This window comes from Bacillus spongiae, from assembly GCF_037120725.1.
In the GTDB taxonomy this organism is placed as follows: domain Bacteria; phylum Bacillota; class Bacilli; order Bacillales; family Bacillaceae_K; genus Bacillus_CI; species Bacillus_CI spongiae.
In genome coordinates, this window is record NZ_JBBAXC010000003.1 from 292,652 (window position 1) to 314,069 (window position 21,418).

26 protein-coding genes are annotated in these 21,418 nt (G+C 36.5%); 21 read left to right on the forward strand and 5 right to left on the reverse strand.

Annotated features, from left to right (window positions below; genetic code table 11):
• The first annotated feature begins 495 nt into the window (after nucleotides 1-495).
• The 4 genes from WAK64_RS05660 to WAK64_RS05675 are packed head-to-tail and all read left to right on the forward strand — an operon-like array spanning nucleotide 496 to nucleotide 3,280.
• A complete protein-coding gene (locus WAK64_RS05660; protein ID WP_336585970.1) occupies nucleotides 496-867 on the forward strand; it encodes a UPF0738 family protein in 372 nt (123 codons plus the stop codon).
• A gap of 32 nt (nucleotides 868-899) precedes the next feature.
• A complete protein-coding gene (yjbM, locus tag WAK64_RS05665) occupies nucleotides 900-1,544 on the forward strand; it encodes a GTP diphosphokinase (protein WP_336585971.1) in 645 nt (214 codons plus the stop codon).
• 33 nt (nucleotides 1,545-1,577) lie between these two features.
• On the forward strand, nucleotides 1,578-2,375 hold the full coding sequence (locus WAK64_RS05670; protein ID WP_336585972.1) for an NAD kinase: 798 nt from the start codon (nucleotides 1,578-1,580) through the stop codon (nucleotides 2,373-2,375).
• A gap of 17 nt (nucleotides 2,376-2,392) precedes the next feature.
• Entirely contained in the window at nucleotides 2,393-3,280 is an 888-nt protein-coding gene (locus WAK64_RS05675; RefSeq protein ID WP_336585973.1) for an RluA family pseudouridine synthase, read from the forward strand.
• Nucleotides 3,281-3,292: 12 nt separating this feature from the next.
• Here the strand turns inward: WAK64_RS05675 and prpE are convergent, their stop codons facing one another.
• Nucleotides 3,293-4,039: a bis(5'-nucleosyl)-tetraphosphatase PrpE gene (prpE, locus tag WAK64_RS05680; protein WP_336585974.1), complete on the reverse strand. Its 747-nt coding sequence runs from the start codon at nucleotides 4,037-4,039 to the stop codon at nucleotides 3,293-3,295.
• A gap of 138 nt (nucleotides 4,040-4,177) precedes the next feature.
• Here prpE and mgtE point away from each other — a divergent pair, with 138 nt between their 5' ends.
• From mgtE to WAK64_RS05750, 14 genes are all read left to right on the forward strand, one after another.
• Nucleotides 4,178-5,554 (forward strand): magnesium transporter, encoded by a 1,377-nt coding sequence (gene mgtE, locus WAK64_RS05685; protein ID WP_336585975.1) that lies wholly within the window; start codon nucleotides 4,178-4,180, stop codon nucleotides 5,552-5,554.
• A 21-nt stretch (nucleotides 5,555-5,575) separates the two neighbouring features.
• The gene (locus tag WAK64_RS05690; protein WP_336585976.1) at nucleotides 5,576-7,435 is read left to right on the forward strand and encodes a monovalent cation:proton antiporter family protein; all 1,860 of its coding nucleotides are present in this window, start codon (nucleotides 5,576-5,578) and stop codon (nucleotides 7,433-7,435) included.
• 241 nt (nucleotides 7,436-7,676) lie between these two features.
• Entirely contained in the window at nucleotides 7,677-8,447 is a 771-nt protein-coding gene (fabI, locus tag WAK64_RS05695) for an enoyl-ACP reductase FabI (RefSeq protein WP_336585977.1), read from the forward strand.
• Nucleotides 8,448-8,628: 181 nt separating this feature from the next.
• A complete protein-coding gene (locus WAK64_RS05700) occupies nucleotides 8,629-9,132 on the forward strand; it encodes a CotO family spore coat protein (protein ID WP_336585978.1) in 504 nt (167 codons plus the stop codon).
• 64 nt (nucleotides 9,133-9,196) lie between these two features.
• Nucleotides 9,197-9,553: a DUF1360 domain-containing protein gene (locus WAK64_RS05705; RefSeq protein ID WP_336585979.1), complete on the forward strand. Its 357-nt coding sequence runs from the start codon at nucleotides 9,197-9,199 to the stop codon at nucleotides 9,551-9,553.
• A gap of 407 nt (nucleotides 9,554-9,960) precedes the next feature.
• On the forward strand, nucleotides 9,961-10,440 hold the full coding sequence (locus WAK64_RS05710) for a sporulation protein (protein WP_336585980.1): 480 nt from the start codon (nucleotides 9,961-9,963) through the stop codon (nucleotides 10,438-10,440).
• Nucleotides 10,441-10,453: 13 nt separating this feature from the next.
• Entirely contained in the window at nucleotides 10,454-10,924 is a 471-nt protein-coding gene (spoVAC, locus tag WAK64_RS05715) for a stage V sporulation protein AC (RefSeq protein WP_336585981.1), read from the forward strand.
• On the forward strand, nucleotides 10,925-11,941 hold the full coding sequence (gene spoVAD, locus WAK64_RS05720; RefSeq protein ID WP_336585982.1) for a stage V sporulation protein AD: 1,017 nt from the start codon (nucleotides 10,925-10,927) through the stop codon (nucleotides 11,939-11,941).
• 14 nt (nucleotides 11,942-11,955) lie between these two features.
• The gene (gene spoVAE, locus WAK64_RS05725) at nucleotides 11,956-12,312 is read left to right on the forward strand and encodes a stage V sporulation protein AE (RefSeq protein WP_336585983.1); all 357 of its coding nucleotides are present in this window, start codon (nucleotides 11,956-11,958) and stop codon (nucleotides 12,310-12,312) included.
• Nucleotides 12,313-12,324: 12 nt separating this feature from the next.
• Nucleotides 12,325-13,020: a DUF421 domain-containing protein gene (locus WAK64_RS05730; protein WP_336585984.1), complete on the forward strand. Its 696-nt coding sequence runs from the start codon at nucleotides 12,325-12,327 to the stop codon at nucleotides 13,018-13,020.
• A 69-nt stretch (nucleotides 13,021-13,089) separates the two neighbouring features.
• Nucleotides 13,090-13,221: a YjcZ family sporulation protein gene (locus WAK64_RS05735; RefSeq protein ID WP_336585985.1), complete on the forward strand. Its 132-nt coding sequence runs from the start codon at nucleotides 13,090-13,092 to the stop codon at nucleotides 13,219-13,221.
• A gap of 143 nt (nucleotides 13,222-13,364) precedes the next feature.
• The gene (spoVIF, locus tag WAK64_RS05740) at nucleotides 13,365-13,625 is read left to right on the forward strand and encodes a sporulation-specific transcription regulator SpoVIF (protein WP_336585986.1); all 261 of its coding nucleotides are present in this window, start codon (nucleotides 13,365-13,367) and stop codon (nucleotides 13,623-13,625) included.
• Between the two features lie 118 nt (nucleotides 13,626-13,743).
• The gene (locus WAK64_RS05745; protein ID WP_336585987.1) at nucleotides 13,744-13,992 is read left to right on the forward strand and encodes a hypothetical protein; all 249 of its coding nucleotides are present in this window, start codon (nucleotides 13,744-13,746) and stop codon (nucleotides 13,990-13,992) included.
• Nucleotides 13,993-14,019: 27 nt separating this feature from the next.
• A complete protein-coding gene (locus tag WAK64_RS05750; RefSeq protein ID WP_336585988.1) occupies nucleotides 14,020-14,928 on the forward strand; it encodes an MBL fold metallo-hydrolase in 909 nt (302 codons plus the stop codon).
• Here the strand turns inward: WAK64_RS05750 and WAK64_RS05755 are convergent.
• From WAK64_RS05755 to WAK64_RS05770, 4 genes are all read right to left on the reverse strand, one after another.
• Nucleotides 14,910-15,596 carry a DUF421 domain-containing protein gene (locus WAK64_RS05755; RefSeq protein WP_336585989.1) on the reverse strand — a complete coding sequence of 229 codons (687 nt, stop codon included), beginning with the start codon at nucleotides 15,594-15,596 and terminating at the stop codon, nucleotides 14,910-14,912. The two genes, WAK64_RS05750 and WAK64_RS05755, sit on opposite strands and share 19 nt — an antisense overlap.
• 126 nt (nucleotides 15,597-15,722) lie before the next feature.
• Complete coding sequence (locus WAK64_RS05760) at nucleotides 15,723-16,142, reverse strand: GNAT family N-acetyltransferase (protein ID WP_336585990.1); 420 nt, start codon at nucleotides 16,140-16,142, stop codon at nucleotides 15,723-15,725.
• Nucleotide 16,143: 1 nt separating this feature from the next.
• On the reverse strand, nucleotides 16,144-16,662 hold the full coding sequence (locus tag WAK64_RS05765; protein WP_336585991.1) for a YjcG family protein: 519 nt from the start codon (nucleotides 16,660-16,662) through the stop codon (nucleotides 16,144-16,146).
• 82 nt (nucleotides 16,663-16,744) lie between these two features.
• Entirely contained in the window at nucleotides 16,745-17,467 is a 723-nt protein-coding gene (locus WAK64_RS05770) for an alpha/beta hydrolase (protein WP_336585992.1), read from the reverse strand.
• Nucleotides 17,468-17,861: 394 nt separating this feature from the next.
• Between WAK64_RS05770 and WAK64_RS05775 the strand changes: the two genes are divergently transcribed.
• The 3 genes from WAK64_RS05775 to WAK64_RS05785 all read left to right on the forward strand — a co-directional run bounded on the left by WAK64_RS05775 (nucleotide 17,862) and on the right by WAK64_RS05785 (nucleotide 21,389).
• Entirely contained in the window at nucleotides 17,862-18,833 is a 972-nt protein-coding gene (locus WAK64_RS05775) for a TAXI family TRAP transporter solute-binding subunit (protein ID WP_336585993.1), read from the forward strand.
• Between the two features lie 80 nt (nucleotides 18,834-18,913).
• Complete coding sequence (locus WAK64_RS05780) at nucleotides 18,914-19,423, forward strand: DUF1850 domain-containing protein (protein ID WP_336585994.1); 510 nt, start codon at nucleotides 18,914-18,916, stop codon at nucleotides 19,421-19,423.
• Entirely contained in the window at nucleotides 19,416-21,389 is a 1,974-nt protein-coding gene (locus tag WAK64_RS05785) for a TRAP transporter permease (RefSeq protein WP_336585995.1), read from the forward strand. The genes WAK64_RS05780 and WAK64_RS05785 overlap by 8 nt, the downstream gene beginning before the upstream one ends.
• Nucleotides 21,390-21,418: the final 29 nt, after the last annotated feature.

Sequence of the window (21,418 nt, forward strand, 5' to 3'; positions counted from 1 at the left end):
GCCTAACGTCTAGTAAATTTGGCCACTCCTCCTTACGATAAGTCAACATCGATTCGCTATCGCTCCACGTATTTCCTTTATCTCATACGGAGCGGGTCAAATTTATACGCCGTTGATCAGGCGCTTCCGCATTTCTTGTTGTCCAGCTCCAGCGCCTAACGTCTAGTAAATTTGGCCACTCCTCCTTACGATAAGTCAACATCGATTCGCTATCGCTCCACGTGTTTCCTTTATCTCATACGGAGTGGGTCAAATTTATACGCCGTTGATCAGGCGCTTCCGCATTTCTTGTTGTCCAGCTCCAGCGCCTAACGTCTAGTAAATTTGGCCACTCCTCCTTACGATAAGTCAACATCGATTCGCTATCGCTCCACGTGTTTCCTTTATCTCATACGGAGCGGGTCAAATTTATACGCCGTTGATCAGGCGCTTCCGCATTTCTTATTTTTTGTGGTAAAATAGGAAGGGATTGACGGTTTGAAAGGAGATATTTTGATGAGAAAAACAATAAATTTTACTGAAGCAAAACAAGAAAATAAGCAATTGCGTTTATATAGTAGTGAGGAAGTGGATTTACATACTTTGGAAGCAGCAGAACAGGTGATTGTGGATTCTGATAAGTTGTCTTTTGTGTATTTAGCGGAGGATAGTAAAGAATACGTATATCTCTACTTGCCACAAATTATTTGGAAAGAGTTAAAACTCGCTTTACAAAATAATCTAGAAGTTGTCGTAATTTCAGGACAAACGTCTTTAGTTCTTGAACAAATTCATAACGAACTTCAATATTTAATCGAGAATATTGAGGGGAACAGCAATTATGGAGATGAACTAGTTTCAAAAGTTGAAGAAATGTTTATTCGATAATGGTGTCTTTTTTGTAAAGAGGTGAGGAAACAGTGAATCACTGGGATCAATTTTTAACTCCGTATAAACAAGCAGTGGATGAATTGAAGATAAAGTTAAAGGGAATGAGATCACAATTTGAGTTTGAGGATACTCATTCTCCTATAGAGTTTGTGACAGGTCGTGTGAAACCTATCGCTAGTATTTTAGATAAAGCCAATCAAAAAAATATTGCACTTGAAAATCTAGAAACTGAAATGCAGGACATTGCTGGCGTACGAATGATGTGTCAGTTTGTTGAGGACATACATGCGGTAGTGTCGTTACTCAGAATTCGAAATGATTTTAAAATCATTGAGGAAAGAGACTATATTTCTCATAAAAAGCCTAGTGGCTATCGTTCTTATCATGTTGTGATTGAGTACCCAGTTCAAACAATATATGGAGAAAAACGAATATTAGCTGAGATTCAAATTCGAACATTATCCATGAATTTTTGGGCAACGATTGAGCATTCTTTGAATTATAAATATAAAGGGCGTTTTCCAAAGGAAATTGAATTAAGGCTACAAAGAGCTGCCGAGGCTGCCTTTCGATTAGATGAAGAAATGTCATTAATTCGTGAGGAAATTCAAGAAGCACAAGCATTTTTCTCGAAGAAAAAAGAACATTCGTCTGAAAAGAGAAAGAAAGAATAGTGTAACATGAATTTATGGAAAAGGGTGTCGGGAATGAAATTTGCAATTACGACTAAAGGAGACAAAAAATCAAATACTTTAATGCATAAAATGAAATCCTATTTGCTTGATTTTGATTTAGAATTTGATGAAGAGACGCCTGATATTGTGATTTCAGTTGGAGGAGATGGAACTTTACTTTATGCGTTTCACCGTTATAGCTCGAGGCTAGATCATACAGCTTTTGTAGGTGTTCATACTGGCCACCTTGGCTTTTATGCCGATTGGGTTCCAGAAGAAATCGAAAAATTAGTCATTGCAATAGCCAAAACACCATATCAAATTATAGAATATCCTTTACTTGAAACAATCATTCGATATCAACATGGTGGAAGAGAAACAAGGTATTTAGCTCTGAATGAAGCAACTGTGAAAAGTGTTGAAGGAACACTCGTGATGGATGTTGAAATTAGAGGGCAACATTTTGAACGGTTTAGAGGAGATGGCTTATGCTTGTCTACTCCCTCTGGTAGTACAGCATACAATAAAGCTTTAGGTGGAGCAATCATTCACCCGTCATTACCTGCTATTCAACTTGCAGAAATGGCCTCTATAAATAATAGGGTATTCAGGACAGTAGGTTCCCCACTGATTTTACCAGCTCACCATACTTGTATGTTAAAACCAGTTAATGAACCGGATTTTTTGATAACCATAGATCATTTAACGTTGTTACATAAAGATGTAAAATCGATTCAATATCGTGTAGCAGATGAAAAAATTCGTTTTGCGCGATTTAGACCTTTTCCATTTTGGAAAAGAGTGCATGACTCTTTTATCGCTGAGGAGTAAAAGAGAGGAAGTTATGAGTGAAAGAACAGTATACTTTATCATGGGTAATTTCAAAACAAGATGAAGGTAAATTGGTACGTGCATTTCTAAAAGAACAGCAAATTTCAAAAAGAGCTCTTACTGATATTAAGTTTACAGGTGGCAAGATTGAAGTAAATCAAATGGAAGTGAATGTTTTATATAGACTACAAACAGAGGACGTATTGCAACTGACGTTTCCTAATGAAAAAAGAAGTGATGGATTTGAACCAGAATCGATTCCGCTAAATATTTTGTATGAGGATCAACATATACTTGTCGTGAACAAACCTGCCTATATGAATACTATTCCATCAAGAGAACATCCAACAGGCAGCTTAGCCAATGGTCTTCTGTACTATTATGATACGCTTAAATTAGCCAGTACGATTCATATTGTGACAAGGCTTGACCGAAATACATCAGGGCTCATTCTCGTGGCAAAACATCGACATGTTCATTTTTTATTAAGTAAGCTTCAACAGGCAGGAAAGGTGAATAGGAGGTATGAAGCTCTTGTGAATGGAAACTTTACTGAAATGAAGGGGTGTATTGAAGCTCCCATAGGACGAAAAGAAACGAGTATCATTGAGAGGGAAGTCCGAGCAGATGGACAATATGCTAAAACATCCTACAAAGTCATTACACAGTACCCTAAATTCGCACACATTTCATTAAAGCTTCATACCGGGAGAACCCATCAAATTCGTGTTCATATGAAACATACAGGTCATTCGTTATTGGGAGATGACTTATATCATGGGAATATGGAAGTTATAAAACGCCAGGCTCTTCATTCAAAGGAGCTTTCCTTTTATCACCCTTTTTTAAAAAAGGTCGTATCTTTTTCGGCCCCTCTGCCAGCAGACATGGCTTCTATAATGTGAAAAAAGCCCGGTTTAATCGCGGCTTTTTTCATCATCTTTAAATTTTTCAGGAATAAATGGCATAGTAGATGGAATGCTGACGGTTTCTAATTCAGGATAACGAAAAGCAGTTAACATCCCTCCAAATACAGCTCCTGTATCAATATTAATCGTATTATTTACAATTCTAGGAGTTTTAACGGGAGTGTGCCCGTATACAATCCAAGCTTCTCCATGATAATGCTGAGCCCAGTCTTTTCTTACAGGTGTGCCGTCAGGGTTCTTTTCCCCTGTAATATCTCCATAAAGAACAAAGGTTTTAATGTTTTTTGTGTATTTTCCAATATATTCTTCCTTTATACCTGCATGTGCAATAACTAATTTTCCATTATCTAGTAGTTGATATAATGGATTCTGTTCATATAACTCCAAAAATATGGATTTATACTTATCTTGTTCTGATTGAGGTAGTGAAGAAAGTTCGGCTGCGGTAGTTTCTAGACCATGAATGATCTTCACTGGATTTCCGGAAAAATACCTATATAGCTTATTACAGTGATTTCCTGGTGTATAATAAGCTGCTCCATTTTTCCAAAGGTTATAAACAATATCAATTATTTTTAACGAAGAGGGGCCTCTGTCTGTTAAATCTCCGACAAAAGCCAATTTTCTTTCTGGGTGAAGAGGAATTCCTTCTTTCCAATCATAGCCTAATTTATTTGTGAGTAGTTCAAATTCTTTTTTACACCCATGGATATCACCAATAATGTCTAGTTTCACGGTATCACTACTTTCTACCCAAATTATCCATCTTTCTATATACATTACCCGTTATGAATAAGGAATAACAGGACAAAATGAAAAAGATTTGCTAGTATAATGGAGGTATTAACATTCAGCTGAGAAAGGAGTTATTTTATGGTAGACATGACAGAAGAATCAAGCAGTTCCTTTATCAATAAACAGCTCTTATCAAATGCGCTATTACGGGATGATATTGACACATTTAGAGCAGAATATATGGAGCTTCATCCATACGATCAAGCCCAATTTTATATGCTAGTAAAAAAGGAAATTCGCTTGAATTTGTATTACTACTTATCTCCTCAAGAAATGGCTGAAGTGTTTGAAAACCTCGAACTAGAACAGAATAAGTATGAGGAGCTATTGGCCGAAATGAGTCCTCAATATGCTGCTGATATGCTCTCACATATGTATGCTGATGATGCAGTAGATGTTTTAAACGAACTAAAAAAAGAACAAGTGGTTAGTTACTTAGCCATTATGGATGATGAATCAGCACAAGAAATAAAAGACCTTTTGCATTATGAAGAATACACGGCCGGTAGTATCATGACGACAGAATATATCGCTATAGCATCAAACCAAACGATTCGGTCTGCTATGTATATTCTAAAAAATGAAGCCCCTAATGCGGAAACCATCTATTATGTGTATGTCGTTGATGATGATAAACATTTAGTAGGGGTTATATCATTGAGGGACTTAATTGTTAGTCATGATGACCTTATGGTTTCTGAAGTGATGAGTGAGCGGGTTATGTCTGTTTCAGTAGGAGACGACCAGGAGTCGGTTGCACGAACGATGCGCGATTATGACTTTTTAGCATTACCTGTCGTAGATTTCCAAGGTCATTTACTTGGAATTATTACAGTAGACGATATAATGGATGTTATGGAAGAAGAGGCATCGGATGACTATTCTAAATTAGCTGGGGTTACGGATATAGATGCTGGGGACCTAAATGCGATGAGTGCTGCAAAAAAAAGGTTACCGTGGCTGATTGTTTTGTTATTTCTTGGGCTAATTACTGCTAACCTAATTTATCGGTTTGAAGAAACATTAACAGAAGTTGCAATTTTGGCTGTTTTTATCCCCCTTATTTCAGGAATGGCCGGGAATACAGGTACACAGGCATTAGCTGTCGCTGTGCGTGGTATTGCTACAGGGGAGTCCGAAAAGGAAAGTAAATGGAAGCTTGTTGCAAGAGAGGCTGGAACAGGTTTAATAACAGGCTTAAGCTGTGGTCTACTTATTTTATTAGCCGTTACCATTTGGCAAAAAGATGTTTACTTAGGTGTATTAGTAGGCATCTCAGTATTCGTATCATTATTTGTCGCTACACTTGCAGGATCATTAGTTCCGCTTTTGATGCATAAACTAAAAGTTGATCCAGCTGTTGCATCAGGTCCATTTATTACAACGATTAATGACATTATTTCCATATTAATTTATTTTGGAATGGCATCATTATTTATGGGGTATTTAATATAAGAAAGAAAGGGGAGAAGGATAATGGAACAACATGCATCCCTTACATCCTTAGTTATTGTAATCATCATTGCTTTTTTAACGCCAATCCTACTACACCGGTTAAAACTTAATTTTATTCCAGTAGTGATTGCAGAAATCATAATGGGACTAATCATAGGAAAAAGTGGGTTGGACATCGTTCAGCCGGATATGTGGCTTGAAACACTATCTACCTTAGGATTTATCTTTTTAATGTTTTTAAGTGGGCTTGAAATTGATTTCACTGCCTTCTCAAAAGACAATTCTAAGAAAAAATTACCTAACGGAAAAGACGAACCAAATCGCCTTTTCGTTTCGATTATTGTCTTTATCGGTATTTTTATCGTTTCACTTGGACTAAGTTATTTATTTGTATTAGCAGGTTTAATAGACAATGCCTTCCTAATGACACTTATCATTTCGACCATATCACTAGGAATTGTGGTGCCAACACTTAAAGAGGCACATATTTCAAAAAGTCCGATTGGTCAAATGATTTTGTTAATAGCGGTTATTGCCGATTTAGTAACCATGATTTTACTCGCTGTTTTTGTATCTATTTATGGCGAGGGCCATGGGAACATGTGGCTATTACTCGTATTATTTGCTGTTGGAATTTTACTTTATTTTGTAGGTAAACGATTTAAGGATTTACCGCTTATCAAAAACCTTTCAACAGGAACAGTTCAGATTGGAACAAGAGCTATCTTCACTTTAATTATTGTTTTGGTTGCTTTATCTGAGAGTGTTGGTGCTGAAAATATTCTCGGAGCTTTCTTAGCAGGAGTACTTGTTGCATTGCTTGCACCTAATCAAGAGTTGATGCATAACTTAGATTCATTTGGTTACGGGTTTTTAATCCCTATCTTTTTTGTCATGATTGGTGTGGAGCTTGATTTATGGTCATTATTATCGGATGAAAAGATGCTAGTCTTAATTCCGTTATTATTAGCGGCATTCTTTATATCGAAATTAATTCCAGTCTACTTATTGAGGATTTGGTTTGATCATAAAACGGTATTATCTTCAGCCTTTTTATTAACGTCAACCTTATCATTAGTCATTGCATCAGCTAAAATCGCAGAAAGAATCGGAATGATTACACCAGAAATGAGTGGAACGTTAATTTTAGTAGCGGTTATCACTTGTGTAATAACACCGGTTATCTTTAAGAAATTATTTCCAAGAGAAAATATCCAAGAAAGGCAATTACGTGTTGCTTTTGTTGGGGCTAATCAACTAACAATGCCTGTTTCAATCGAACTTAAATCCTCTTTATATGATCCGGTATTGTATCATCGTCCATTAAATAAAGTGGACGGTAATGTGGCAGATTCAGTCTTCAAAATTCATGAAATAGAGGATTTTGATGTCCAAACTTTAGAATCTAACGGAGTTTTTGCTTCTGATATTATTGTGGTTTCAACGGGTGATGATGAAACAAACGCAAAAATAGCCGTTTCTGCAAAACAGAAAGGGATTGAAAGGGTCATCGTAAGAGTTGAAACTCCAGAATTAGAAGAAGGACTTAGAGAAGAAGGAATTGAAGTATTTTCAGTCTTTTTATCAACTAAAGCCCTATTACGAGCGTTAATTGAATCGCCTTCTGTAATGAACATTTTAACAAACCAAGAAACGTCACTATTTGAAATAAAAATGATGAATATCCAATTTGATGGAATGACGTTGCGAAAGTTTCCGTTTGCAGGAGATGTTATTTTTGTTCGTATCTTTAGAGGTAAAGATTCGATTGTCCCGCACGGAGATACTGAATTACGCATGAATGACCGTTTAATCGTAACGGGATCCAAAGAATATGTCGATCAATTGAAGCGTCAACTAGAGTTTTGTGAGTATTGTTAAAAAGGAAAAGATGGAGAAAGAGAATTACTTTCTCCATCTTTTTTTGTAACCTTGAAAAAAAATAGACAAATTCCTTGTGAAGGTATACATAAAGAGCTTAAAGAGAAGGATGGAGAAGGGGAAAAAGTCGTTAATTTTTTAATGAGAGACCTTAAGGCTTTAGGAGTCTATTGACCAGAAATAAAAATTGAAGTAAAATTAGTACTAGGTACTAATAACATGTTATATTAGGAGGATTTATATGACTCTTTCACTTAAAGGGAAGACGTATGTAGTAATGGGGGTTGCAAATAAGCGAAGTATTGCATGGGGAATTGCTCAATCACTTCATGAAGCCGGTGCGAACCTCATCTTTACATTTGCAGGAGAACGGTTAGAAAAGAATGTAAGAAGTCTAGTAGAGACATTAGATACTGATTCACTTATTCTTCCGTGTGATATTACAAATGATGATGAAATACGCGTTTGTTTTAATGAAATTAAAGAAAAAGTTGGAACCATTGATGGAATAGCTCATTGTATTGCGTTTGCAAAAAAAGAAGAATTAGAAGGCGATTTTGTAGATACTTCACGTGAAGGTTTTCTACTTTCCCATAATATTTCTGCTTATTCACTTACAGCTGTCGCAAAAGAAGCGAAAGAACTAATGCCTGACGGTGGAAGTATTGTAACTTTAACTTATTTAGGTGGAGAAAAAGTTGTGTCAAACTATAATGTTATGGGGGTTGCAAAGGCATCGTTAGAAGCTAGTGTAAAATATTTAGCAAACGACCTTGGTAAACATGGTATTCGCGTTAATGCCATTTCTGCAGGGCCTATACGTACTTTATCTGCAAAAGGTGTAAGTGATTTTAACTCAATTTTGAAAGAAATTGAGGAACGTGCACCATTAAGAAAAAATACAACTCAATCGGAAGTTGGAGATACGGCAACATTTTTATTCAGTTCTATGTCCAGAGGAATAACTGGTGAGAATATTCATGTAGATTCTGGCTACCATATATTAGCTTAACATAAAAACCCCCTTTGCTCTTGAGCAAAGGGGGTTTTTATATTAATGGAGGTTAAAATAGGATTTATATTTACTATAACCAAATAGGTACTATTATATTCCCTCTCTAGTTGTATTTAAGTTAATGAAACCCACTTTTTTGCATACACATATTAATGGATATCGTATATTAGGAGGGAGAATGATGAGAGAAAAAACAGAATGTAAAAGAGAACCTCTATTATATGTTCAGCAACCAGACTTTCACCCTAAAGAAATCAAAATGCAGAGTGTGTATTCTTCAAAACAACCACGAGTAAAATTAGAAAGAGCAGGGAAAAAGGAAAATCAACGAGATAAAAGGAAGTTACATGACGTTCATCGGTTAATAGGAAAGGATCTATTGAAAGGGACGAAAACCGATATAGAGCTACAGAAAACGCAAGAATCTTCCTCTCAGCCTACTAAGCCTTTTACGAAAATGAATATAGAAGAGAAATTACAGCATTTAAATCGTTTTAAGTATGGAAAGGCACCCTTTCCTTGTGAGTTTTTAATCAATAATAAGATTTATCGTGGAGTATTAGTTAAATATGATGGAGAAACCATTGAATTAAAGCCTTTTCAAGGTAAACAAGTGTTGTGTAAACGTAAGGAATTAAAGGAAATTCATTTAATTGGTCTTACGAAAAATATGGATGGATGATTTCCTACCTTTTCTTCAAGGTTTTCAGAACAGAAAAACAATAATTGACGTAGGGAGAGAGAGTATGGAGTTATCGCTTTTTCACTTTTTCCTCTTAGCAATTGCCTCATTTCGTCTGACACGGTTAATCGTATATGACAAAATTACGGAAAGAATCAGAGCTCCCTTTTTTGATGAGATAGTTGAATTAGACGAACAAGGAAATGAAGAAATCTATCTTATTCCTAAATCAAGTGGTTTTCGCCATTTTATGGGAGAGTTATTAAATTGTCATTGGTGTACAGGCATATGGAGTGCAAGTATCTTATTCGTATCTTTTGAGCTGTTCCCTACACTTTCAAGTCCAATCATTTTCATTCTTAGTATAGCAGGAATAGGAGCAATCATTGAGACAGTCGTCCAAATTTTAGTGAATGAATAGGTAGGGGTGAACAAGCTCTCCTTTTGTTTCATATAGTATAATATCTCGATATTTTGGAGGGATTTATGCATGCAAAGAAAGCAGCGAAACACGAGGCAAAGAACCCAAAAAGTGTCTAGGCGTCAAAATACAACTAGAAAAAAAAGTGGATGTGGTTGTGGAAGTAAGAAAAAATAAAAAAGGTCCGTATCGCAATATAAAGTGGTACGGATTTTTTGTTTTGGAGAAAATTAAAAGCAGGTCGTTGTATGGTTAATAAAGGTCTACGGAATCGTCAGCCAAATGGCAACATTGTTGAAATCACGTTTTGTCTATCTGATGTCATTGCAGGTTTTTAAAGATTTTTTCATAAAAAACTAAGTTTAGAAAAAACTAATGGGTACAAACGAAAGGATTGGGGGAATTGAATGTTAAAGTATACAAACATTATCGTCGGTTTGTCTATGTTATTTATGCTGACAGCTTGTGAAGAAAAGGAATCCTTTGATAATAAAAAAAGTCAAACCGCTTTAATTAAAACGACAAACCCTCCACCTGTTAATCTTACTGATAAAAATCATGGGATTTCAACTGCACAACTGGTTAAAGGGGAAGTTGAGGCAATTGAAGAGCTGTATGATGTAGCGGTTATTGAGGGTGAGAAAAAAATATTAGTTGCCTATAAAGTAAAGCATATGGAGCGATTTGCTATGAAAAAGATTGAGAAGAACTTGAATGATCTTCTTGAGAGAAAGTTTTCAGACAAGAATTTTGTCGTTTCATCAGACTACAAAATTTTTTTAGAAGCTGTCCGATTAAAGGAAGATATAAATGATGGTGAACTTACAAAGGAAGAAGCTAGAGAAAGGTTTAAAGAGATACTAGACTTAAAAGAGGCACTTACCTAGGAAGGAGAAAAGGATGTCAAAACCTAAAAAAACACCAGAACAAAAGTATTACGAAAAGCTAGAACAGAAATATGAAACGAAGCGCCCAATCTTAAAAAATTGTATTAAAGCTTTTATTGTTGGAGGACTAATCTGTATTGTTGGCCAAGCTATATCTCTATTTTATATATACTTCTTTAATTTTTCGGAACAAACAGTCGGTAACCCAACTGTTGCGACAATGGTATTTATATCCATGATTTTAACGGGAATAGGCGTATATGATCGTATTGGTCAGTTTGCAGGTGCAGGAAGTGCAGTTCCTGTTACAGGGTTTGGGAATGCTGTGATATCAGCTTCTATTGAACATCGAACGGAAGGGTTTGTGTTAGGCGTAGGAGGAAATATGTTCAAATTAGCTGGTTCAGTTATTTTATTTGGCGTATTTTCTGCATTTGTCATTGCCTTAATCAAAACGACTTTAATGAAGTTAGGGGTTATTTAAATGGAAAACGGGAGTCATACATGGGAATTTAATCAAAAGCCAGTTATTTTGTCAACTGGCGTTGTAGGAGGTCCGTTTGAAAAAAGAGGCGCTCTTACAAAAGATTTTGACTCATTTTATGAAGATTTATGGATGGGGGAAGATTCTTATGAAAAGGCTCATCGTGTATTAATCGAGGACGCAGTTCAATTATCGTTATCGAAGCAGAAATTGGAATCAAAAGATGTTCAATTTTTTCTATCGGGAGATTTAATTAATCAAATCACCCCATCTAGCTTTGCTGCAAGAACGAATGGAATCCCATACCTTGGATTGTTTGGCGCTTGTTCCACTTCAATGGAAGGACTGGCTCTCGCAGGTTTTCTTGTAAATCATGGAGGAGCACAGTATGTAATTACAGGTGCTGCAAGCCATAATACCACTGCTGAGAAGCAATTTCGTTACCCTACGGAGTATGGGGGCCAAAAACCCCCTACAGCTCAATGGACTGTGACTGGAGCTGGGTATGCATTAGTAGGAAGGGGGAGTTTAGCTCAAGGACCCCATCCCCGCGTAACGTCCGCCACGATTGGAAAGGTTATTGACTTAGGGTTGAGTGATCCTTTTAATATGGGTGGGGCTATGGCTCCAGCTGCCGTCGATACGATCTCTCAGCACTTAAAAGACCGAGGAATCTCCACTGACTACTATGATTTAATTATTACAGGAGATTTAGCTACAATCGGAAGAGAAACAGCACTTGAGCTGCTGTCTGAACGGAAAATAAATATTAATTCAGAAATATTTAAGGACTGCGGCTTATTAATCTACAGTCAAGAACAGCCTGTTCAAGCGGGAGGAAGTGGTGCCGGGTGTTCAGCCACCGTATTGTATGGACATTTATTAAATGAAATGAAAAAGGGGACGTACCAGAAGATTTTAGTGGTTGCCACTGGAGCACTGATGTCTCCGTTAAGCTTTCAACAAAAGGAAAGTATACCGTGTGTTGCCCATGCGGTTTCGATCGAATATTTATAAAGGGGGTTGCCAATATGCTACCAATGTTTTTTTGGGCCTTTGTCGTTGGGGGAGGGATTTGTGTGATAGGTCAGCTTCTTTTCGATGTAGCAAAGCTCACTCCAGCTCACACATTAAGTCTTTTAGTGGTTATAGGTGCTATCTTAGAAGGGTTTGGATTATATGAACCGTTAGTTGATTTTGCTGGTGCCGGGGCAACGATACCAATTACAAGCTTTGGGAATGCACTCGTTCATGGTGCAATGCAAGAAGCAGAACAGTATGGGATTATTGGTGTCTTAACTGGGATGTTTGAGGTAACCAGCTCTGGTATATCTGCAGCCATTATTTTTGGTTTTATAGGCGCGCTCTTATTTAAGCCGAAAGGGTAAGGGGTTTATTTCATGCCTGGTTATTTCGAAGTCATTTTAAGAAGTACGTTTATTATTTTAGGTCTTTTTGTTATTACTAAGCTTTTAGGCAAAAAACAACTTTCAAAGCTATCTTTCTTTGAGTATATAACAGGAATTACTGTAGGTGATATAGCAGGCTCTTTGTCGATGGAAAGAGAGCTAAATTTACTTGAAGGGATTATTTCACTACTAATATGGTCCTTAGTACCGCTACTCGTGTCGATTTTTGGCATGCATTCCTCGAAGTTTAGACATATTGTTGAAGGGACGCCAACGGTATTTATTGATGAAGGGGAAATAAACGAAGATGCGCTCAGAAAAGAAAAATATACAGTAGACGAGCTTTTAGAACAACTTAGAAAGAAGAATATTTTTCGCGTTGAAGATGTTTCCTTTGCTTCATTAGATACAAATGGAGATTTAAGTGTGTTAGTCAAAAGAGAAAAGCAGCCTTTATTATTTGAAGACTTATTTGAATTTCAAAGTATTTCAACTCCTCCCCAAGCAGTCATTAGCGATGGAATAGTTGATGAGAAAACGTTAGAAAAAGTAGGTTATTCTCTTGATTGGTTAGAAAAAGAATTGAAAAAGCGCTCACTTAGTATCAAGGATATTTTTTTAGCTCAATTAGATAAAGAAGGAACGTTGACGTTTGATTTATTTGACTGGAAAGATAAACAGGTATAAAGCCCATACATTTTCAAAAATAGTACATATAGTAGGAGTAACCTTAAGGTAAAAGTGAGGTGACAGTGTATGTACGGGTACGGAGGTTATGGCTATGGCTGTTGTAGCTATGGTTATGGTGGTGGAGTCATTGGTTCCACTTTTGTATTAATTGTAGTCTTGTTCATTTTACTAATTATCGTAGGAGCAGTTGTTTGCTAAAATGGTATAAGCAAGATGGAATCTAACAAGGTTCCGTCTTTTTCTTATTTATTTAAAGCAGAGCAGTTGAACATTATATCGTGAATGCACGATTTTATCCCTCCATCATATTATGGTAGTAGTTTGAATAGGAGGGAAGCGAGATGGAAAATAATTTCTTTAAAAATATTGAAAAGAAAACCGGTGTAAACATGAATGAGATTATGGAGTTAGCTAACTCCTTACAAAATGCAAATTTTAAAGATGAAAAAACAGTTCGTCAAGTTATAAAACGAGTATCCCAAATTGCAAATAAAAAAGTTCCGAAAGAGCTAGAAGATCAAATTGTTAAGTCCATTGTAAATGATGGGAAACAGCTTGACATGGGCACAATTTCAAAAATGTTAAATCAAAAGAAAAAGTAATAGGGAAGACCTGTAAACTTTTACAGGTCTATTTCCACGTTTTTCTAAAAAGTATATTATAATGAAAGTAGCATCGTAGTCTATATAAACGGAAATTATAAGAAAGGAGGTTAATGACATGGGCTATATGCTGCCCTATCCTAAATATGTCTATCAACAATATGCCGTAAGAGATATTCCAAATGATTACGATCCATACAACATCATAAAAGTAACGAGAACTTCCCTTCAGAAACTTAATAGTAACGACGTATCTCAAGAAAATTTTCAAAGAAAAACGTATACTATCACTTCAACTAAGGAGATTTCTCCGCATGTTTTAGCTGATTTGACTGGTAAGGGAAAGTATATAAACAAATCAATATAAATTATTTATAGAAAGGAATGCCTTTGAATGGAGTTGATTCGTCTCACACAGCACGTTTATTATTTTCATGCGGCTGTAAATATTGGTTATATTACATATCAAGACAAGGGGTTATTAATTGATTCAGGAATTGACGCATCTGCATCAAAGAAGGTTATTAAGTTGTTAGCGCAAAAGGAGCTTCCGCTTAATTATATCGTTTTAACTCACGCTCATGCAGACCATATCGGCGGTGCGAAGTGGTTACAAGAGAATAAGGACGTAGAAATTTATGCACCAAAAATGGAAGGTGCAGTAATGGAAAATACCATTTTAGAACCGATTTATCTTTGGAATGGTGCAGAACCACTACCAGAATTGAAAAATAAATTTCTAATGGCTGAATCAATACAAATTCATTCATGGTTACCAAACGAAGGTGAGATACAAATCGGCCCCTTCACCTTACAAATGATGTATTTACCAGGGCATAGCTACCAACAAATTGGACTATCCTATGAATCCATTTTATTTGCCGCAGATGCTCTTTTTGGAATAGATGTTTTGGCGAAACATAAAATTCCCTTTATCGTTTCAGCAAGGAAGACAATGGATACATTAAAGTATCTATTAGATACTGACTATATAGGGGTTGTTCCAGGACACGGCCAATTTGAAGCAGAACCAACCTATAAGAAAACGATTAGGGCGAATCTTGACGTTCATCATGAACTCATTAATACTATTTATGAGTTTGTTCAACGGGACAAGACTGTGTCTTTCCATCAAGTAATAGAGTACTTGTTACGGTTAAAAAGCATTCATGCCAAAAATATAGCATCATGGCTGTTATTTCGTACATCTATCACGGCTTACTTGACCTATTTGGTTGAATCAAAAAAAGTACATGTGGATATAAGGGAAAACCGATTAATGGTTCATGATTTGACCGAGTAGCTTTGTATTAATAATGGTTCTCCTTCAATATATTCTGCAAATAAAACCTCCTTTGGATCAGAACATCCTTTTTCTTTCATTTGTAGAAATAACCACTCTTCATCTTTGTCAATGATCTTTAAATTGTCGTATAGTATTTCACCATCTAGTATTAATGAGAGAGGCAAATAAGCGGCTTCTGGTTGTAAATTCAAATCTTTTTTACGAACTGGGTCAAAAAGGGGCTTCCTTAATATGCTCACAGATCCGTCAGATTCCAGTATGACATATTCACATTCCCGGATAGAGAAGACCCCTTTATTTCGTAAAAGATGCTGTAGCTGGTTCATATCTAAGTGATTTTTTTTTAACTCTTTATAATTAATGTTTCCTTTTCGAATAATAATCGAAGGTGTCCCCTCAATAATATGTCGTAGTATGCGGGATTTTTGTGTCACATACTCTGTTAGGAAAATTAATGTACCCCAGAGAGAGACGGTAAAAATAATTTCTGTTATACCTGAATCTTCATCATAAAGGGCATTTCCGACTAATTCTCCTAAAATAAGTGCGGAGATAAAATCAAACGCGGAAATTTGATTGATTTGCGTCTTACCAAGTATTTTTGTAACGGCAAACAAGAAAACAAAGCCGATTGTAAGCTCTATTCCTATGCTCATAAAGCTCATATGCATTCTCCTCAACTGAAAGCTCTCTTATGCATTATCGACGAAATAAAGAGGGAGCATACTCTAAAAATAGAATGACTTTTTCATAAAAAAAACGAACTCTATTATTCAGAGCTCGTTTTTTTATTACAGTGCTTTTATCATCGTTTTATGAGGAATACCCGCGTCTAAAAACTCTTCCGAATCAACTGTATACCCTAATTTCTCATAAAAGGGAATCGCTTGTGTTTGCGCATTTAGCTTTAATGATTGGACCTTAGATTTAGCATAATCATGAATTGCTTCCATAATATGAAATCCAGCACCTTTTCCTCGATAATCCTTGATGACACAAATACGCTCAACTTTTCCTATTCCGTCAAGTATTCGAAACCGACCAGCTCCAACAGGAGTGTTATGGTCATATAATACAAAATGGGTACTGGTTGATTCAAACTTGTCGATTTCTTCTTCTTCAGGAACCTGTTGTTCGTCAACGAACACACGAGTTCTTATTGTAAAGGCATCCTGAATTTCTTTATCGGTGTTTGCAATTATTACTTTCACATTAACTGTCCTTTCCTAAACGGAATGTTTCATAAACCGTCCACGATCCATTTTCTAGTTGGTATAAAAGGTGAAAGCGATCTATGATTTCTTCGTGTGAGATACCTAGCATTCGTAGAGATCCATAGACGTCAGAATGTTCATCATTCGATAACCCTTGGGCAATGGTGATATGGGGGACAAAACTATATTCAGGTTGGTCACCGAGTAAATCTTGTCCATGCATAGTTTTATGTAAATCATCTAAAGCGTCTGAAGGTTCTACTTTAAGGTAAATCACATTGTTGACAGGCTGGAACGAACTAATTTTACTCACCTTCAAGGAGAAGGGTTCGTGCTGCTTGCTAATATTTTGAAGTCGTTGACTTAATTGCTGAATCTGTTCGTCGTTGGCTTCAAATGAGTTTTTTAACGTTAAATGAGGAGTAATAAGGGCGTAATGTGGATCATAACGCTTACGGTAAGAATTTGCTTGATCTTGAAGTTTTTTGGATGGGAATATAACAATTCCATAATTCATAATATAAACCTCCTCTTATCTGTACTTAAATGTACGTATTATCTTCCATTATAGCAAAGTATTTTGAAAATTTTAATAGCCATTATAACATCATTTTTAACGCTCTTTTTAAGTCAGGTTGCCAATACTTCCAAGTATGATCTCCGTCAAATTCTTCATAAAAGGAGTTAAAACCTTTTTCATTCATTAAGGTATGTAATTCTCTATTTGGTTCGATAAAATTTTTTGTACCGCCATCTGTCGTTTTTACTGCTGTTTCTTTTTTCCCAATAATATGATAAATATCCAGTAGTGGTGTCTGTGTAAAGGCTCGAACTTCTTCTAATACGCTGTCATCTACATAGGGTGACTGCAATATTACTTTTCCAAATGTATTTGGATATTTTAATGCAGTTCGTAATGAAACGGTGGCAGCTAGTGAGTCTCCCATTAAAATGCGACCCATTCCCATCTGGTAGGTAGGGAAGATTTTATCTAAATAAGGAGTTAGCTCATGGGCGATAAAACGAATATACGCTTCACTTTGTTCCCCTTCAGGGTGATATTTATTTCTTCGATCTTTCACATTATTATACGGAATTGCGACGATAATCGTATTGTCAATTTCATCATTATCCAATAATTGATCAGCTAAACGGGGTAACCGTCCTAATTGAATATAGTCCTTTCCATCTTGCACAATCAGAAGAGAGTACTTATATAGAGGTGAGAAATTTTCCGGTAAATAAATTAGTAACGATATATCTTCTTGTAAGTAAGAGCTAAAAATTGTTTGCTCTTCTATCATGCCTCTTGAAGTTGCCATAAATATAATCCTCCACTAAACATTCTATAAAGCGATTGCAATGTAAATTGTAGCATAAAATAATTTTAGGTGCCTAAATGTGAACCGTTTATATGAAAAAATTTATTTATTGTTTCCTAAAACAACCATTTTTTTATATGTAGATAGGAAAAAGGTAGAAGGAGAAAATAAAGATTGATTCTTTTATGTGTTATTCATTTTTTATGCAATCATTTTATCGGTGTATAGTAAACGTTAAATTAATTTCCGCTCATGATTATAGTGTGATAATAGGGGAGATGTATACATAATAGGCATATTATTTAGATTAATTCTATTTTTATTTGACAAGGTCCTTTGTTTATATGATAAAATGTATACGATGAATTGCAATTTTATTAAAGGGGGTACATTCATGAAAAAGAAGAGTTTTATTTTATCAGCAATTTTACTTCTTGCTGTGTCAATGGTTCTTGCTGCATGTGGTGGTGGTTCCGATAAAGGTGAAGGTGGCGAGGTAGACTTTATTACCATTGCAACTGGAGGTACAGGTGGTACATACTTTCCTCTTGGAGGATCTTTTGCAGACATAATTCAAGATGCGACTTCATTAGATGCAAGTGCTGAAACATCCGGTGCATCTGCTGAAAATATGGCAACACTAAAAGACGGGAAAATTGAAGTTGCCTTTACGCAAACGGATATTGCTAGCTATGCAGCAGAAGGCGAGCAAATGTTTTCTGATAATAAAGTAGAAACTGCTCGTGGAATTGCAACACTATATCCTGAAACAATTCAAATCGTGACAACGAAGGCTTCAGGAATTAAGACTGTCGAAGATTTAAAAGGAAAAGTTGTATCTGTTGGGGAAGCGGGTTCAGGTACTCGCTTAAACGCGGAACAAATTTTAGAAGTCCACGGTATGACATTTGATGATCTTACTGTTCGTGACTTATCGTTCAATGATTCTACTACAGGAATTCAAGATGGAACAATTGATGCAGCATTTATTACTTCAGGAACACCAACAGGTTCAGTAGAAGGACTTGCGGCTACACAAGATATTTCGATTGTGTCAATTGCTGACGATAAGATTGAAGAAATCGTTGGAAAATATCCATACTATGCAAAAGATGAAATTGCTGGTGGAACATATAGTAAGGTTGACGATGCGGTAACAACAGTTGCTGTTCGTGCCATGCTTGTAACTCGTGAGGATTTACCGGAAGACGTTGTCTACGATATTACAAAGGCAATTTTTGAAAATACGGATAAAATTACACACGCAAAAGGTAAAATTATAAGTGCAGAAACCGCTCTAGAGGGTATGGGTATTGAACTACATCCTGGTGCCAAAAAGTACTTTGATGAAATGGGCATTCAGTAATAATACCAAAGCTCAATGAAAGAGATAGACCGAATTTTCGTGCGGTCTATCTCTTTTCATTGAAAAATAAGGACATACTAATGAGATATAAACTAGTTTTCTCCGTCGTTATCCTCACTTTATTATTCATTTTAATGTTTCTTCCGTTCCGCTTAGTGTTTATTATGGAAGATTCCCAAGGAAAGCAATTTGCCTATTCGCCTATTCATGTGGGAGAACGTTTTCAAATTGAGTACACCCATTCTATTCACCTTTCTCAAGTAGAGGAATGGTATAAGGTGGGTAAGAACTTAAACATCGTTCAAACGAAGTTAACGTTCGAGGATACGGCAATAGGGATGCCTGCAACAGCAGGTGAAGGTGAAACATTTACATTAACAGAAGATGGTCAATATGAACTCTCGAACATGAGTCGGGAGTTTCCCTCTATAAATATGAGAGTGGGTCAAGTGAAGGCAAATCATTTATTGCATATAAATGATGCCACCTATCCGTTTACTTCTTTCTTTGATGGAGGGACGGGGATAAAGATTTCAATTAAAAAGCTATCAGTATGGCAAATGTGGAAAGGAGTGAAGATTCATGAGTAACAACCATGAAACATTATCGGCAGAAGAGCAACAAGAGCTGTTAGAGAAATATGATCCTGAATCGAATACGAGAAATCTTAAGGGAGTCATGGGCTGGGTTATTTTCTTTGGCTTACTTGCCTTCTCACTATTTCAGCTTTTTGCATCAATCTCACAAGTATTTCCGAGACAAATCTTATTAAGTGTTCATTTAGGCTTCGCACTATCTCTTATTTTTCTGCTATTTCCTGCTAGGAAAAAGAACTTAAAAAAAGGAAAGATTGCCTGGTATGATCTGATTCTTGCAACGCTATCAATCGTTGTAGGTGCTTATTGGCCTATTATGCAAGAAACGATTGTCAATCGAGTTGGGATTATGACGACTATGGATTTTGCGGTTGGATTGTTGGCCGTCCTTCTCGTTTTAGAAGCGACAAGGCGTGCTGTGGGACTACCAATCACAATAATCGCTGTTACCTTTTTACTTTATATGTATTACGGTAGGTCGATGCCTGGATTTTTATCCCATCGCGGCTATGATTTAGAGGATATCGTCAAAACGATGTTCTTTACAGGGGAAGGTATATTAGGTACTCCGTTATATGTATCAGCAACCTTTATATTCTTATTTCTATTATTTGGTTCATTTTTAGTTAAAACGGGAGTAGGGCAATATTTTAATGACCTGGCTGTAGCCATTGCTGGAAAGCGAACAGGAGGTCCTGCTAAAGTAGCCATCTTCTCTTCTGCTTTACAAGGGACGATTAGTGGAAGCTCGGTTGCAAACGTTGTAACATCCGGTTCCTTTACGATTCCAATGATGAAGAAGCTTGGTTACAAGAAAGAGTTTGCTGGCGGGGTAGAAGCTGCTGCCTCTACAGGGGGCCAGTTAATGCCACCAATTATGGGAGCCGCCGCATTTTTAATGGTAGAGTTTATCGGTGGAGTGACCTATTGGGAAATCGCTAAAGCAGCAGCAATCCCAGCTTTGCTTTATTTTACTGGGATTTGGATTATGACTCACTTTGAAGCTAAGCGAATTGGACTGAGAGGCTTAACAGATGATGAGATGCCTAATAAAAAGGAAGTATTTAAGAAGATTTATTTACTGATTCCAATCTTAACAGTGGTTGTGTTATTAGTCAGCGGAATGAGTGTCATGAGAGCTGCACTTTGGTCTATTGTATCAACGATTGTTGTCAGTGCGATTCGGAAAGACACGCGAATTGGACTGAAAAAAGGAATTGAAGCACTAGTTGATGGGGCTCGTACGGCTTTAGCCGTTGCAGCTGCAACGGCCTGTGCTGGAATTATTGTCGGAGTAGTAACGAAAACAGGGCTTGGCCTAAAGCTAGCTAATGGTTTAGTCGATCTTGCAGCAAGTTTAGCGAATACAGCAGACACTAAATTACTGTTGACGTTATTCTTTACGATGATAGCTTCCATCATTTTAGGAATGGGTTCACCAACAACAGCCAACTATGTTATCACATCTACCATTGCAGCACCAGCCATTATATTATTAGGTGCTCCAGAATTGGCTGCTCATTTATTTGTATTTTATTTCGGTATTATTGCAGATATTACACCACCAGTTGCTTTGGCTGCCTTTGCGGCATCGGGAGTTTCCGGCGGTGAACCGATACGAACGGGGTTCAATGCAGCTAAATTGGCGATTGCCGCCTTCATTATTCCTTATATGTTTGTTCTATCACCAGAATTGTTGATGATAGACACAACAGCATCTGAGCTACTATGGATTATCTTTACAGCAGTAACAGGAATGATTGCGATAGGTGCTGGAATGATTGGTTTCTGGTATCGAAAACTGAATTGGATTGAACGAATTATTTCAGTGATTGGGGGATTATTACTGATCTACCCACAAATCACAACAGACTTTATTGGTCTAGCTATTTTTGTCATCATATTTGTTATTCAATACATGACGAGAGAGAAGGGTGACCGAAAGCTAGCTAATGCATAAATGGTAACCTCTAGACACAGTCTAGAGGT

Excerpts from the sequence above, each read along its gene's own strand:
- spoVAD (WP_336585982.1), top strand. The coding sequence starts at position 10,925 with ATGGAAAACGGGAGTCATACATGGGAATTTAATCAAAAGCCAGTTATT.
- spoVAC (WP_336585981.1), top strand. The coding sequence starts at position 10,454 with ATGTCAAAACCTAAAAAAACACCAGAACAAAAGTATTACGAAAAGCTA.
- spoVIF (WP_336585986.1), top strand. The coding sequence starts at position 13,365 with ATGGAAAATAATTTCTTTAAAAATATTGAAAAGAAAACCGGTGTAAAC.
- WAK64_RS05730 (WP_336585984.1), top strand. The coding sequence starts at position 12,325 with ATGCCTGGTTATTTCGAAGTCATTTTAAGAAGTACGTTTATTATTTTA.
- WAK64_RS05710 (WP_336585980.1), top strand. The coding sequence starts at position 9,961 with ATGTTAAAGTATACAAACATTATCGTCGGTTTGTCTATGTTATTTATG.
- WAK64_RS05745 (WP_336585987.1), top strand. The coding sequence starts at position 13,744 with ATGGGCTATATGCTGCCCTATCCTAAATATGTCTATCAACAATATGCC.
- WAK64_RS05780 (WP_336585994.1), top strand. The coding sequence starts at position 18,914 with ATGAGATATAAACTAGTTTTCTCCGTCGTTATCCTCACTTTATTATTC.
- WAK64_RS05765 (WP_336585991.1), bottom strand. The coding sequence starts at position 16,662 with ATGAATTATGGAATTGTTATATTCCCATCCAAAAAACTTCAAGATCAA.
- spoVAE (WP_336585983.1), top strand. The coding sequence starts at position 11,956 with ATGCTACCAATGTTTTTTTGGGCCTTTGTCGTTGGGGGAGGGATTTGT.
- WAK64_RS05770 (WP_336585992.1), bottom strand. The coding sequence starts at position 17,467 with ATGGCAACTTCAAGAGGCATGATAGAAGAGCAAACAATTTTTAGCTCT.
- WAK64_RS05735 (WP_336585985.1), top strand. The coding sequence starts at position 13,090 with ATGTACGGGTACGGAGGTTATGGCTATGGCTGTTGTAGCTATGGTTAT.
- WAK64_RS05690 (WP_336585976.1), top strand. The coding sequence starts at position 5,576 with ATGGAACAACATGCATCCCTTACATCCTTAGTTATTGTAATCATCATT.
- WAK64_RS05705 (WP_336585979.1), top strand. The coding sequence starts at position 9,197 with ATGGAGTTATCGCTTTTTCACTTTTTCCTCTTAGCAATTGCCTCATTT.
- WAK64_RS05750 (WP_336585988.1), top strand. The coding sequence starts at position 14,020 with ATGGAGTTGATTCGTCTCACACAGCACGTTTATTATTTTCATGCGGCT.
- WAK64_RS05785 (WP_336585995.1), top strand. The coding sequence starts at position 19,416 with ATGAGTAACAACCATGAAACATTATCGGCAGAAGAGCAACAAGAGCTG.
- fabI (WP_336585977.1), top strand. The coding sequence starts at position 7,677 with ATGACTCTTTCACTTAAAGGGAAGACGTATGTAGTAATGGGGGTTGCA.
- WAK64_RS05700 (WP_336585978.1), top strand. The coding sequence starts at position 8,629 with ATGATGAGAGAAAAAACAGAATGTAAAAGAGAACCTCTATTATATGTT.
- WAK64_RS05660 (WP_336585970.1), top strand. The coding sequence starts at position 496 with ATGAGAAAAACAATAAATTTTACTGAAGCAAAACAAGAAAATAAGCAA.
- WAK64_RS05755 (WP_336585989.1), bottom strand. The coding sequence starts at position 15,596 with ATGAGCTTTATGAGCATAGGAATAGAGCTTACAATCGGCTTTGTTTTC.
- WAK64_RS05670 (WP_336585972.1), top strand. The coding sequence starts at position 1,578 with ATGAAATTTGCAATTACGACTAAAGGAGACAAAAAATCAAATACTTTA.
- WAK64_RS05775 (WP_336585993.1), top strand. The coding sequence starts at position 17,862 with ATGAAAAAGAAGAGTTTTATTTTATCAGCAATTTTACTTCTTGCTGTG.
- mgtE (WP_336585975.1), top strand. The coding sequence starts at position 4,178 with ATGGTAGACATGACAGAAGAATCAAGCAGTTCCTTTATCAATAAACAG.